Consider the following 13804-nt stretch of genomic DNA (forward strand, 5'->3'; position numbering starts at 1 on the left):
TTGTTTCAGGAGCTATTATGACTGCCACTCCGCTGCTGCCTAAACGCGTTATTCCGGTTGGTATTCTCTATTCTGTTTCAGGCGATTATGCGGTGATCGGGCGCGAGATGCTTAATGGCATCCTGCTGGCGATCGAGGAGATAAACGCTAATCCCGCCCATCCGTTTACCCTTGCGCCTGTGATCCGCGATCCGCAGGGTTCGCTGGATCTCTACTATGAATATTGTCACGACTTACTCTATCGCCACGGCGTGCGTCATGTGATCGGCTGCTACACGTCCGCGGCGCGAAAGACCATTCTGCCGTTGATCGAGGGTGCCAACGCGCTGCTGTGGCATTCCGCGCGCTATGAGGGGTTTGAGAGCAGCAATAGCGTGATTTACCTGGGCGCCACCCCTAATCAGCATATTTTGCCGATGCTGAGCTGGCTTTTACAGCAGCAGGCGGCAGAGATCTATCACATCGGTTCGAACTATGTCTGGTCCTGGGAGATGGATCGCATCACCCGTGAAGCCATGATCCCCGCGGGCGGCAGCGTGCTGCAAAGCAAATTACTGCCGATGGGCGAAGAAAATGTCGAGACGATAATCGCGGATATTATCGCCTGCCGCCCGAAAGTCCTCCTGAATACCCTGGTCGGTAAAAGCGCTTACAGTTTTTACCGCGCCTGGCATCAGGCCTGCCAGCAGCAGCCCTGGTTAAGTGAGGTGCTAAAGCTAAGCCTGACCTTGTGTGAACCGGAAGTTCAGTTGATTGGCGCAGAGGCGTTAGAGGGATACCTGGTTTCTGCCAGCTGGTTTCAGTCGATAGACAACACCGCCAACCGGCGTTTTCTCAGCAGCTATCACCAGCGCTTTGGTGAGCATGTTTCGCCATCAGTGGACAGCGAGAGTGCCTGGCTGGCCGGGCATTTGCTGGCGAGAGCCATTGCGCGCCACGGCAATGATGACGTTGAAGGTGTACGCGATGCGGTATTGCTGGATGAAATGGATTCGCCAGCCGGGCGAATCCGCCTTAACGCCGGAAATAATCACTGCTGGCTGACCCCGCATCTGGCGCGTTGCCACAACGGCAGGCTGGAGAGTTTCTGGCAGGCTGATGAGCCGGTGGAACCCGATCCCTGGCTGGCCTGGGTGGACCTCGCGAGCCTTACGCCGCATGGAGGTGGCGAATGAGCCGAAAAAACGTGCAGATGCGCGGATTAAAGGTGTGTGTGATCGGCTGTTCTGACCGTGATAACCACCATCTGGCGCAGCAGTTTAGCCGCATAGGGATAGAAGGCCTGTTCTGTGCAGTGTTTCCGGATGAGAACCAGCTGGCTGACCAGCAGCTGCTGGTATTCGATGGCGATAACTCTACCCTGTTTCACCCCACAAACCCGCTCCCCTGGCCCGCGCTGCCAAAGATTGCGCTGACTGCCATTGAAACGCCATCACGACTACAGTGGATTGCCGAACAGAAGATCGACAGCTACATGCGCAAACCCGTGCGCTTTGACGGTGTGATGACTGCGTTTACCCTGGCGCTTACTCATGCCGCACAGATCCACCAGCTCGAAGCGCAGCTCCGGCGGCAGGAGGAGCGTCTTAGGGCTCGCCGGTTTCTGTTTTCCGCGCAACTGCGGGTAATGTCTGCGCTACGGCTTGAGGAGGACGATGCTTACAGCCTGCTGCGCCGCGCTTCAATGGCGCAACACATGACCATTGAAAATCTCAGTTGTGCGTTGCTGAACGATACGGAGTCCTGGATCAACCGGCTGAGGTCGATGCTGGCGGAATAGTGTGCTTTTCTTAATAAGTTACTGTACAACAAACGACCTCAGGAAGAGGCCGAAGTGTCGTTGTAATGGGTTGAAGTCAGATTTTATAATGTTCTGTCCGTCTTCATGCGATCAGCTGACAATGCATGCGTTAATTTTTGCTGAGGTTTCAACAATACGCGTGGCATCACCTTCATCTAAAGGTGGCATGTTTAACGTGCTTTTGCCAGGAATAGGACCTGATTTATCACTCAGCTGTCCTATTATTAAACTCTCCTCTATCACCATTGCCCGGCCTGAATGTCTGTAAACAAACCCTGACTCATCTCTGTCATACCTTTCCAGCCAGCGAGGAATATGCAGCAGAGGATGTCTTTCAATTTTTGGGGCATTTTGGCTCACATATAGCGATTAATCTGCAGAAGAGGTCGCCTTAAGTACAACCCGACAGACACTCTGGTATCTAATCGGGATGTACCTGTTGCTTATATCAGGTGAAGATTATTAATCAGCACATTTTTCGAGAAGCTGTTACGGTCAACGCCAAACATCCTGTCAAACTCCATGTGATCTTTCTTATCATCCACCTTCACTCTTTCGCGTGCTGTTTTCTTAAACTTCATGGGCGACTGTTTATAAGCAAGGCTAAAGCTTCTGGAAAAATGGGGCAGCGAAGTAAATCCACACGCACAACTGATGTCAGTCAAAGACCAGTCGGGGGCCAGATCGATAAATTCTTTTGCCAGAGTGAGTCTGACTTTCCACATCCATTTTATGGGTGTGATGCCGTAGAAAAGGTTAAACACGCGACAGATATCAAAGCGGGTCTTGCCGCTGATACGTTCGAGATCTTCTAATAAAATGTCTTCTGAAATATTTTCAATGATGTAGTCAATGACTTTAACGATGCAGTGCGCCTTTTCTGCTTTCGCATGTTTGCCATAAATGACCAGATGCCGGTTTTCAAGATCATCCACTATTTTCCGGCTAAATCCCTCTTTTTCTGCTTCTGTCAGTCTGCGTTCTAACATACACACTCCTTATGTTACCGATGATAAGTTGAACCGTGAATTTATTCGGGTGCTGCTTATAGTTTCATTTAGCAATCAACGTGCCAAAAAAGTTAACTAAATAACATGCTGTTTATTATGGTTTTTTATTAAATTTCCCTGTTTCGGGAAGGCGGATTTCCCGGAAATGGGAAGAAGAAAGCGAGCGGGCTGGTCATTAATCCCATTAGTGGGAATGCCTGTCTGACACGTCTCAGGCGTGTAACTGTCCTGCTAAACGGCTGTTTTGTGAGAAAGGGACGTTCCGTTAATGAGACGGACAGGAAATCAGAGTGGGAGAATAATAACCCTCTTATTTCAAGCTGATGATTTAAATGAAGAAAATTAAATTTTTTTTGTGGCACACTCTTTGCTTGAGTCTTACCAGCATTTTCACAGGGTAAGACAATGGATATTTCAATCACACAGCCAGGTCATAAACAGTGGTTCAGAAAGTACGGGATTAAATGGATCTCCGGAGGGCTGGTTTTCGCCACGTTAATTGTGATTTATAACGTAAAATTTTCTCCTTATAAGGTCCCGCTCAGTAGCCTCTCCGTAGCAGAGGTGAAATTTGGCAATTTTTCGGTGGATGTCAGAGGGAATGGTGTATTGCTTCCACAGGACATTAACTGGGTTTCAGCCAGCGTTGATGCCCGGGTCGAGGCGGTCATTTACAAAGCGGGCACGCGGGTTAAAAAAGGCCAGTTGCTGGTTAAGATGAGTAATCCTACGGTTGAACAGCAGTACCAGGAAAACAAACTGGAATATGATGCGCTGCAGGCAGAGACTGACGCCAGAAATGCGGAGCTGAAGAATAAAATTCTTAATCAGGAAGCTGTTCTGCTGGATGCAAAGTCTCGTTTATCGGGTTCTGAAATGAAGCTTAAAGCGCAGAAAAAGTACATCGCTGCCGTACCCGTGCTGGATTATGAGACGACCCGTATTGCGACTGAGCTCAATCGTCATCAGGTGGAATTTGAAGAAAAACGTTTAGCTACCCTGAAGCAGAGTGTTGACGCTGACACCAAAGCCAATCTGATGCGCCTGAGAAAATCTGCCTCCCTGGTCGTCCTAAGCGAAGAGCAAATGCAGTCCCTGAATGTGACCTCCCCGATTGATGGTGTATTGCAGGATGTCGCCGTGCAGGCCGGGCAGCGCATTATAACGGGAAGTAACATTGCCCGGCTGGCCAAAGAAAAAGACCTTTACGCTGAATTGAAAGTCCCTGAGTTGCAGTCGCGGGATTTAGCGGTGGGACAGCCAGTGATGATCAACACAGGAAGAAGCACGTTTCAGGGGCGGGTATCGAGGGTTGATCCGGCGGTGGTTAATGGTACGGTCAAAGTTGATGTGACGTTTGAGGGGCCTCTGCCGCAGGAAGCCCGACCCGATTTAAGTGTTGATGGCTTGATTGCCGTGGCAAAGATTTCGCAAACGCTGTTTGTGGAAAGACCCCCTTATGCGCAAAACAATCTGCCTTCCACACTCTACAGGCTTGATGAAAAAGAGCAGTCAGCCACCAAAATGAAGGTGGATTTTGGTCAGGGTTCAGTTGATTTCATCCAGATCACCAGTGGCTTGCGCGCTGGCGACAAAATTATTCTGAGCGACAGTTCTGCCTGGCAGGATGCTGATCAGATCGCAATCACGCCCTGAATGCACAACACCCGACAGCAACGATAAAGGGACAATCTATGGACACCGAAACAATGGAAAATTTGGTAGAACTCAACGATATCAACAAGATTTTTCTGACGGATGAAATTGAAACGCATGCGTTAAGCAAAATCAGCTTTACCCTGTCTAAAGGTGAATATGTGGCCATTTCCGGTCCTTCAGGATGCGGAAAATCAACGCTTCTTTCCATTCTTGGTTTACTGGACGTCGCATCTTCCGGCACCTATACCCTGGCCGGACATAATGTCGAAAATATGACTAAGCAGCAGCGTGCCTCTTTGCGTAATCGCGACATTGGCTTTATTTTCCAGTCATTTAATCTGATTAGCGATCTGACCATTGAAGAAAATGTGGCGCTGCCGCTGACCTACCGTAAAGAGATGAGTAAAGCAGAAAGACAAAGCCGGGTAAGTGATGCGCTGGCGAAGGTTCATATGTCGCACCGGGCGCGCCATTATCCTTCGCAGCTGTCAGGCGGGCAGCAGCAGCGTGTTGCCGTCGCGCGGGCAATTGTCGGCTCGCCCTCCGTCCTGCTGGCGGACGAACCGACAGGTAACCTGGATTCAAAAAATGCCGAAGCGGTAATGGATATTCTGGACAATCTGCACAGAGAGGGCGCAACCATCTGTATCGTGACGCATGACCCACGCTCTGCTGAACGCGCTCAGCGCAGTATCATTCTTTCTGATGGTCAGGTTGTCGCTGATGGTTTGCATAACCATGAACTCACGCTGATCAGGGAAGCATAAAATGCTATTTGATATCCGATATGCTTTGCGACTGTTACTGAAAAGCCCCGCTTTTTCTGCCATGACCGTGTTAATTATGTCGTGCGGTCTTGCGCTGACGCTGTATATGGTGTCGGTGATCAATACGTTTATGTTTTCACCTCTGCCCTATACGCACGGCGAGAATATGGTGTTACTCAACCCCGTGGTAAATGGTGCAAGCCTGAGCGACTCCGGGCTTAATTATCTTGATTACGCCGAAATTAAAGCGCACAGCACCGCGCTGGAGAATGTGGGCTACTTTTACGGTGAGCGTGCAGATATCAGCGATGGCAATAAAGCCGTTTCCTATATGGCGACGCGCAGTACTGACGATATGTTCGCCTATACGGGCGTGCAGCCTCTTCAGGGCAGGGCGTTCAGCCAGGGCGATACCGAGCCCGGTGCTGAACCGGTCGCTGTGATCAGTTACGCACTGTGGCAAAATTATTTTGCCGGAAGCCCGTCAGTGATTAACCGCAGCGTACTGATTAACAGTGTCAGGACACGCATCGTCGGTATCATGCCGAAAGAATTTGCCTTTCCATTTTTTCAGGATCTCTGGCTTCCCTCGCAGCTGAACCCGTCACAGTTTTTGACCCGTAAGGATGCCCCGGAGATTTCCGTCTATGCCCGTCTGAAACCTGGCGTTTCGGCTAGTGCCGCTAATGCAGACCTGAATGCGGTGATGCAAAGTCTGGCGAGCCGCTATCCTGAAACCAATAAGGGGCTGTCAGCACAGGTACTGACTTTCCAGGAAAACTTCATGGGCGAAGAGACGGTGACAATTTTCGTCGTCATGCTGGTCGCTGTAGGATTCGTGCTGGTTCTTGCCTGTTGTAATGTCGGCAATCTCCTGCTTGCCCGCACCACGGAGCGCGCCAAAGAAATTGCTATTCGGGTGGCGCTGGGTTCGCCGGCAGCCAGATTAGTGATGCAGATGATGTGGGAAAGTCTGTTCATCTGTCTTCTTTCCGGGGTTATTGCTGTTCTGCTGGCCGCCTGGGGACTGGAAATGACTAATCGCCTCCTGCCCGGCTTCGTCCCTAACAAGATCCCTTTCTGGTGGCATCTGAGTCTGGACAGCGGAATGATCCTTCAGGCGCTGCTTCTGGTCATCCTGACAGTGGTGACGACAAGTGCACTGCCAGCCTGGAAAATTACTCACGGCAACTTCAACGATGTGCTGCGTGACGGAACCCGTGGTGCGCAAAGCCGCAGTGCGGGTCGCATTTCCCGCATCCTGGTGACATTCGAAGTGGGCTTATCCTGTTCGATACTGTGTATCAGTGCCCTGTTAGGTGTGCTGGTTTATCAGGCTACGCGTGCGGATTACGGTGTAAATACGCAGGATTACCTGACGGGGCAGATTCACCTTAACGCCACCCAGTATCCTGATGAAAAAAGCCAGGTTCTGTTTTACCAGAAACTGCAGAATGCCCTGAATACGATTCCGGGAAGCGATCGCTCGGCAATTACAACCAGTACCGTCGGGCAGTTTACTGTTCCACAGCAGGTGGATGTCGATAGTTCAACCGTTAACAGCCGCGATAAGTGGGCCTATCCGCTGGTTAATGATGTTCAGGTGATGCCGGGCAGTCTTTCTGGTATGGGGATCAAAGCGGTGACAGGACGCGAGTTTGCGTTCAGTGATGACAGCGGTTCACAGCCGGTCGTGGTTGTCAGTCAGTCTTTTGTCAGTCAGTACTGGCCGGGTGAAAAAGATGTGATTGGCAAGCGACTGCGTCTTCGCAATGCGGAGGATCCGCGCTGGTACAGTGTGATAGGGGTCGTTCCTGACGTTATCCACGGGCGTCCTTTCAGCACCTTCCGGCATCGCGCTACCGTTTATCGCTCCCTGCAACAGCAGACAGCATCCTCAGTGAATGTCCTGTTGCACGCCAGAAATCCGGCGTTGTCGGGGCCTGCGCTGATCAACGCCGTCAGACAGATTGACAGTAACCTTTCCGTCAGCCAGATTCAGACCCTGGACCAGCGTCTGGCGCGCAACACGGCCGGACTGCATTTCATTGCCAGCCTGTTCATGCTGTTTGGCCTGATCGCAACGATACTGGCCGCAACGGGCATTTACGCGGTGATGCGTAATGTTATCAACCAGCGCGTGCAGGAAATTGGTGTCCGCATGGCGATGGGGGCGACAGAGAGTATGCTCATGAAAATGCTGATGCTGCAGGGCGGAAAACAGCTACTGGCCGGACTGATCATTGGTCTGCCACTGGCACTGTTTACCGCACCGAAACTGATCCGTATTCTGGGTGATGGCAGGACAGGTTTTATGTTGCTGTTTGCCGGTGTAGCATTAACCATCTCGCTGGTGGTTGCGGTCGCGGTCTGGTTTCCCTCTCGTCGGGCGACACGTTTGTCTCCGTCAGAAGCGATCAGACATGAATGAATCTTCTCCATGCCGTTCCGGCATGGTTTGCTGAGCTGAGTCTTTTTATGGATGAAAAAAAACGGATCCTCATCATTGATGACGATACCGGAATTTTAAGCAGCCTTGAATTATTGCTGCGTATGGAAGGCTATGATGTGACCCTTGAAACGCAGGCCAGCCAGCTGATGCGGCATCTCACCAGCAAGCCGTTTGACCTGGTGCTGATGGATATGAACTTCCAGAAGGATACGACTTCAGGCAAAGAGGGGCTGCAGCTCCTCGATGAGCTGAAAAAGTTTGACGACTGTCTGCCTGCTGTGGCCATGACCGGGTGGGGCAGCGTGGATATTATCGTCAACGCGATGCGTGCCGGCGCAGCAGACTTCATTCAAAAACCCTGGGATAATGAACGTTTGCTGAGCATTGTTCAGCAACAAATCGAACTCAGTCGTGCAAGACGTTCAGGAAACTGTTTACGGGAAGAGAATAAACTCCTGAAACGTGCTCGCGATGATGACATGGACAGTGAGTGGGTGGTTCAGTCCCGTTCCATGCAACAGCTGCTGAACATGGTTCAGGCTGTCTCGGGAACGGATACCAGCATTCTTATTCTGGGCGAAAATGGCACGGGCAAAAGTTTGCTGGCGCGCCATATTCACCATCTCTCGTCCCGCAAAGACAATAGCCTGGTTGAGGTCAATACCGGCTGCATTAACGAACATCTGTTTGAGAGTGAAATGTTTGGCCACGTGAAGGGCGCGTTCACCGATGCGCGCGAAAACCGCATCGGACGTTTTGAGCTGGCAGACAAAGGCACCCTGTTTCTCGATGAGATTGGCAACCTGCCGTTGTCACAGCAGGTGAAATTGCTGCGTGTTCTCGAAGAGCGGCAGTTTGAGCGTGTCGGCTCCTCCCGTACGCAAAAAACGAATTGCAGGATCATTGCAGCAACCAATGCCGATCTGGAAAAAGCGGTGGCTAACGGCGCTTTCCGCCAGGATTTACTGTACCGACTTAATGTTATTCAGTTACATCTGCCGGCGCTGCGTGACAGGCAGGAGGACATTGAGATTCTGGCAGAGCGCTTTCTGATGCGCTTTGCACGAAAGTACAATAAACTCGTGCCGCAGTTATCCCGCCCGGCCATTCAGGGACTGCATGACTACACCTGGCCGGGGAATATTCGTGAACTAAGCCACCTCATTGAGCGGGCCGTCCTTCTCTGCAGGAATAACCGGATCGACATTGAGGATCTCTGTCTGCCGGGAAATGTGGCGATGGAGCCGCGGCGCGTTGAACCCGTGACTGAAGGCGAGTCCGCTGACTCACTGACCCTGGCGGAAGTAGAAAAATCACTGTTGCTGAAACGCCTGCATCAATATGAGGGAAATGCGATTAAAGCCGCAGACTCGCTTGGCCTGAGCCGCAGTGCTTTTTATCGCAGACTGGACAAGCTAAAAATAAGTCATGAGTAAACTTTTCGACACCTTCAGGTTACGGTATTTCATTCTGTGCAGCCTCTCTCCGCTGGGGGGAATACTGGCCTATCTGCTTCTCTGGGGATTTCCGTCGCAGTCTTCTTACCTCAAAATATTAACTGTTCTGATTTTAGCGGTAACGTCACTCTATTTTGGCTACCACTTTTTTCTGCAACTGAATAATAAAGTCAATGTGATCTCAAATCTGCTCGAGGCGGTGGAACAGGAAGATTTCAGCCTGCGGGGAAGCACCCACGGACGGGACATCTTTGACGGCGTAATCATTCAGATCAACGCTATTGCCATGCAGCTATCACGTCATCGTCAGCAGCAGCGTGAAATGGATTTCCTGTTACAGAAAGTGCTCTCTAATATCAGCATTTCCATTTTCGCTCTCGACAGTCAGCATCGGGTCATCTGGTGTAATGATGCCGCCGCACGGATGCTGGAGCGTCCCATCGAATCGCTGATCGGTGAGGACGGCGAGCAGTGGCAGTCAGGCTGGCTGTTGAAAAATGCCAATACCGGCCATCCTGTTGAGTTCAGTCGTAATGGCCGGCCCGGTCGTTATAAGGTGAACAGCGATACCTATATCGTGGATGGCAAAAAAAACGTGCTGTTATTCATAAATGACGTGGATGAGTTACTGCGACATGAGGAAAAAAAGGCCTGGCAGAATCTGCTGCGCGTAATCAGTCATGAAATCAATAACTCGTTGAGTCCCATCGCCTCCATAAGCCAGATGCTGCAACAGCATTACCGCACCCATGCCGCGCAGGCACCCGAGGGCTTTGTGGAGGGCGTCGATTTGATTAACCGCAGAGCAAAAGAACTGATTACCTTCATCAGCAGTTATCAGCAGTTGAACAAACTGGCCCCGTCTAACCGGGTGGAAGAGGACCTGGCCGGGCTGATTAAAGAACTGCCTTTGCTCTTTATGCACCGTAAGTTCGAGCTCGATGGGCCAGAACCCCTGATGGCCAGAATCGATCGGGGGCAAATTTATCAACTGCTGATTAATCTGGTCAAAAATGCCGATGAGGCGATGGGGGAGAATCCGGGCGCGATTACCCTGACCTGGCAGGCGCAAAATGACCGGGTTCTGATCTCTCTCCTGGACAGCGGGGTCGGGTTGAGCAATCCGGACAATCTCTTTGTTCCTTTCTATACAACCAAGTCAGCAGGCAGTGGAATAGGATTGATATTGTGCCGCCAGATTGCTGAACAGCACGATGGCTACTTAACGTTAAAAAATCGCGACGGGATGCCGGGATGCCATGCCACCATTAGCCTGCAACGATAAAGTATTGCCCGGACCCGAATCCGGGCAGGCGTATTGTCTGGTTCGTTCGTTTGAACACACGCCGGACGGCCCGTTAAGGCGTGATGCGATACAGGGCTGGCTACGCGCTACGCTTGCTGACACGCTGCAGATCCCGCATGAAGAGTTACAGCTTGCCAGAACCCCGACCGGTAAGCCCTGGCTGCCTGCTCATGCATGGCTGCATTTTAATTTATCTCACAGTGGCACGCTGGCTGCGGTAGCGATGAGCAGCCAGTATCCGGTCGGCGTGGATATTGAGCATGTCACGGGGAACGCTGAGATTAAACGAAGAGTAGCAGACCGTTTTTTTCATCCTGTTGAACGCGCATTGCTGGAGGCGCAGACGGATGATCATCTGCTGCACTTCACTACGCTCTGGAGCCTTAAAGAGGCCTGGATCAAAATGTCCGGAGCGGGTCTGGCTCAACCCCTCTCATCGTTTTACGTGTTACCCGGGGAGGAAGGGAGAGCAAGAATCTGTGGGCGTGAAGGCTCGGCGATTGGAGTGGCACACTATCAGACTCTGCAGGACGATCGTCGTTACTCTCTGGCCTGCGTTGCAGGCAGCGCGCTGAAAAACCCGCCGTTACGCTGGCGGGTTATTTTTCAGCGGTGAGATGTGAAGCCGGTGCCCGTCATTAAGCACAATCAGAGGTGGAGACCTCACTGGCAAACGTGCCAGCTGAACCGGTATCTACATTCGCAGAGGGACTGACCGACATCCGCGCTCCGGCTGCAAGCGTGCCGGTAATGCGTGGGATATGACACAGTGCTGTTTCGGCACCCATACTCATCCGCACCGTAGCCGATTTTGCGGAAAAGTCTGCGGGTTTGCGGTTAAAACTGCCGCCCATCGCCAGCTCCAGTTGCAATTCATCTGTTTTGCCTGCAGCGCGAATGTCTGTGCCCATACTTCCTTTGACACTGAGCTGAGCAGGCTGATACGGCAACTTACGATGACCTCAAAAAGGGTAACGCCTTCGAGCTGAAAGTTACCGAAACAGAATCGCACAACGCCTCCATCCACTCCGCTGTGCAGTACGATCTGATTGGCAAGTTATCAGAGGGAACTTTGCTTACAAGACGAACCGTTGCCGAAATTCTTAAAGGCCTCAATGCTGACGTCTTCGCACAATTCAAGAGCAACCCGGAAAGCTTCATTGCCGAAGCCATTCGCTTGATAAATGAACAAAAGGCTAATGTCATAATCGAGCATTTGGCCTATGACACGCTAGAAGACAAATTCGATTTGGACATTTTCACCACGGGTCAGAGCAAACAGGATCTCAGTAAGGCCGGGAGTAAATTGCAAAATCACATTTATGACTATGTACTTACCGACTCCGCAATTGAGCGCAAGTTCGTCGAAGAGTTGGATACCAGCAAGGATGTGGTGGTATATGCCAAGTTGCCACGTGGTTTTCTGATCCCAACCCCAGTCGGTGATTACAACCCCGACTGGGCCATTTCCTTCAAAGAAGGCTCGGTCAAGCATGTGTATTTCGTTGCTGAGACCAAGGGCTCGATGTCGTCACTGGATTTACGGCCTGTTGAAGCCACCAAGATTAAATGTGCCCGTAAGTTCTTCGATGAGATTAATAAAAAGTTTGCTCCAGAAAACGTGAAGTATGACGTAGTGGATAGCTTTGGTAAGCTGATGGAAGTGGTGAAATAAAATACTAAGTATTGGCCATGTGGTGGTGAGATTATGGAGTACACAAATTGCCACTGAAGCATATGGCCATATCTGAACTTTCGTCCGGTGTGCATGACACCGGACGAGTATCGGTATATACCTGCAAAGCAGGAAATATCAAAAAGAACGTTGAACTTAAAAGGGACTTAAATAAATATTCGAATTGGAGAAATTGCGCATCATTTATGCCATATGAAGTATCAATCCCTAGCATATTGGCCAGAACTTTCACCCCAGATACTTTCCTATAGTAGCTCTCATTGCCAAAACGTGGTACTTACTCATAAATATGTTGGGTAGAATGGTTGAGGACCTAAAAGTATAACGTTCAACGAGTGTCTTATAATTAGGGAGTTGGATAAATTTAGGATAATAAATGGTGTTTTCTTACCTTTATGGAATAATCTTTTAATGTCAGTATTAACACACCAATACATCATCGTTTACGAAACAGCAGTCCTGCTGTTAGCGCATCTTACCCATTCATCAAGCTTATCAGCCCATTCCTGCATCATCACTTTACGCTCATCAAGATACGTCGCATGGTTGTAAGTGCGGCGAACATTGTTGGTATCAGCGTGCGCAAGCTGAGCCTCGATAGCATCAGGTCGATAACCCATCTCGTTTAAACGGGTACTTCCTGTAGTTCTGGTTGCATGTGGACTATAAGTTCCGCTCCAGCCGAGGCTTTTAAGTAGCTGACGCAGCGAGTGTGATGTCATCGGGCCACGTGGGTTATCTCGTCCCGGAAAAAGGTGCTGTCGATGCCCGGTTAATCCCTGTAGCGTTTTAAGCATGTTGACGGCTTGAGAGGGGAGGGGAATAACATGTTCCCTACGAGCTTTCATGCGCGTCGCCGGTATAGTCCATAGCGCATTATAGAGATCGAATTCTGCCCATTCAGCTTCGGTGACTTCGGCTGGCCGCGCCAGCGTCCACCACATTAGCCACATGCAATAGTTAACCTGATATGAGCCGCGACTGTTATCAAAACAGCTTAATAGCTTCCCGATTTGCTGTGGATTCAATGCCTGTTTATGCTGTGTCTTATTCGCCGGAAGCGCCTTGCGTACAGGCCAGACAGGATCGCTGTCAGCTCTAAGCGTTGCAACTGCCAACTCGAAAACCGATGAAATGGTACGTCGGGCTTCAGCAGCAACAGTCGGAGCGCCGCGTTTAGCGGTTTCCTGAAGAATTTTAAGAATGTGGTGTGGGGTGATCTCTCTGACAGGGAGCTTACCGATTGCGGGGAAAACCACACGTTCAAGCATATCCAGTCGGCGTGTTTTGGTAATTTCGGCCCAGTCTTTCATCTGCAACCACTCTTTGGCGATCAGCTCAAAGGTGTTAGAAGCATCATTGACCTTGCGGATCTTATCTAACTGACGAGCCTGTGTCGGGCTAATTCCATCTGCGACTTGCCTACGCGCTTGCTCGCATTTCTCGCGAGCTTCGGCGAGCTTTATCGCTGGATACTCACCCAACGCAAACATGCTTGATTTTCCGTTGAGTTTAAATCGATAGCGCCATGCCTTTTTGCCATTGGGTTTCACTTCGAGGTAGAGACCATTAAAATCATTGAGTCGATAGAGTTTTTCTTTCGGCCTGGCAGTGCGGCATTGCGTATCAGTGAGCATAGCGGGTCCTTGACTATTT

General features: G+C 50.6%; 12 protein-coding genes. 9 read left to right on the top strand and 3 right to left on the bottom strand.

The genetic code is table 11. The annotated features are described in order from the left end of the window. The first annotated feature begins 17 nt into the window (after nucleotides 1-17). Both BY447_RS18605 and BY447_RS18610 read left to right on the top strand, forming a co-directional pair. Nucleotides 18-1175, top strand: coding sequence for a transporter substrate-binding domain-containing protein (locus BY447_RS18605; RefSeq protein WP_110331792.1), 1158 nt, complete (start codon nucleotides 18-20; stop codon nucleotides 1173-1175). Next, nucleotides 1172-1780, top strand: a complete 609-nt coding sequence (locus BY447_RS18610; RefSeq protein WP_110331793.1) for an ANTAR domain-containing response regulator — start codon at nucleotides 1172-1174, stop codon at nucleotides 1778-1780. Before BY447_RS18605 ends, BY447_RS18610 begins: the two co-directional genes overlap by 4 nt. A gap of 464 nt (nucleotides 1781-2244) precedes the next feature. On the opposite strand, the gene BY447_RS18615 is transcribed toward BY447_RS18610, so the two are convergent. Further along, on the bottom strand, nucleotides 2245-2790 hold the full coding sequence (locus BY447_RS18615) for a helix-turn-helix domain-containing protein (RefSeq protein ID WP_110331794.1): 546 nt from the start codon (nucleotides 2788-2790) through the stop codon (nucleotides 2245-2247). A 426-nt stretch (nucleotides 2791-3216) separates the two neighbouring features. Between BY447_RS18615 and BY447_RS18620 the strand changes: the two genes are divergently transcribed. From BY447_RS18620 to BY447_RS18645, 6 genes are read left to right on the top strand one after another with little or no spacing between them, the layout of a single operon-like run. Beyond that, entirely contained in the window at nucleotides 3217-4467 is a 1251-nt protein-coding gene (locus BY447_RS18620) for an efflux RND transporter periplasmic adaptor subunit (RefSeq protein ID WP_110331795.1), read from the top strand. A 53-nt stretch (nucleotides 4468-4520) separates the two neighbouring features. Next, the gene (locus BY447_RS18625; protein WP_110331960.1) at nucleotides 4521-5237 is read left to right on the top strand and encodes an ABC transporter ATP-binding protein; all 717 of its coding nucleotides are present in this window, start codon (nucleotides 4521-4523) and stop codon (nucleotides 5235-5237) included. A 1-nt stretch (nucleotide 5238) separates the two neighbouring features. Continuing rightward, a complete protein-coding gene (locus BY447_RS18630) occupies nucleotides 5239-7668 on the top strand; it encodes an ADOP family duplicated permease (RefSeq protein ID WP_110331796.1) in 2430 nt (809 codons plus the stop codon). A 47-nt stretch (nucleotides 7669-7715) separates the two neighbouring features. Continuing rightward, nucleotides 7716-9125: a sigma-54-dependent transcriptional regulator gene (locus BY447_RS18635; RefSeq protein ID WP_110331961.1), complete on the top strand. Its 1410-nt coding sequence runs from the start codon at nucleotides 7716-7718 to the stop codon at nucleotides 9123-9125. Further along, nucleotides 9118-10431 (top strand): sensor histidine kinase, encoded by a 1314-nt coding sequence (locus BY447_RS18640; protein WP_110331797.1) that lies wholly within the window; start codon nucleotides 9118-9120, stop codon nucleotides 10429-10431. The genes BY447_RS18635 and BY447_RS18640 overlap by 8 nt, the downstream gene beginning before the upstream one ends. After that, nucleotides 10406-11068 carry a 4'-phosphopantetheinyl transferase family protein gene (locus tag BY447_RS18645; protein ID WP_110331798.1) on the top strand — a complete coding sequence of 221 codons (663 nt, stop codon included), beginning with the start codon at nucleotides 10406-10408 and terminating at the stop codon, nucleotides 11066-11068. The genes BY447_RS18640 and BY447_RS18645 overlap by 26 nt, the downstream gene beginning before the upstream one ends. A 22-nt stretch (nucleotides 11069-11090) precedes the next feature. Here the strand turns inward: BY447_RS18645 and BY447_RS18650 are convergent, their stop codons facing one another. Beyond that, nucleotides 11091-11363 carry a hypothetical protein gene (locus BY447_RS18650; RefSeq protein ID WP_323859497.1) on the bottom strand — a complete coding sequence of 91 codons (273 nt, stop codon included), beginning with the start codon at nucleotides 11361-11363 and terminating at the stop codon, nucleotides 11091-11093. Between the two features lie 122 nt (nucleotides 11364-11485). On the opposite strand from BY447_RS18650, the gene BY447_RS18655 reads away from it, so the two are divergent. Continuing rightward, entirely contained in the window at nucleotides 11486-12127 is a 642-nt protein-coding gene (locus BY447_RS18655; protein WP_323859498.1) for a hypothetical protein, read from the top strand. A gap of 464 nt (nucleotides 12128-12591) precedes the next feature. On the opposite strand, the gene BY447_RS18660 is transcribed toward BY447_RS18655, so the two are convergent. Then, nucleotides 12592-13785 carry a tyrosine-type recombinase/integrase gene (locus tag BY447_RS18660; protein ID WP_110331800.1) on the bottom strand — a complete coding sequence of 398 codons (1194 nt, stop codon included), beginning with the start codon at nucleotides 13783-13785 and terminating at the stop codon, nucleotides 12592-12594. Nucleotides 13786-13804: the final 19 nt, after the last annotated feature.

Source organism: Pantoea sp. JKS000250, assembly GCF_003201065.1.
Taxonomy (GTDB): domain Bacteria; phylum Pseudomonadota; class Gammaproteobacteria; order Enterobacterales; family Enterobacteriaceae; genus Pantoea; species Pantoea vagans.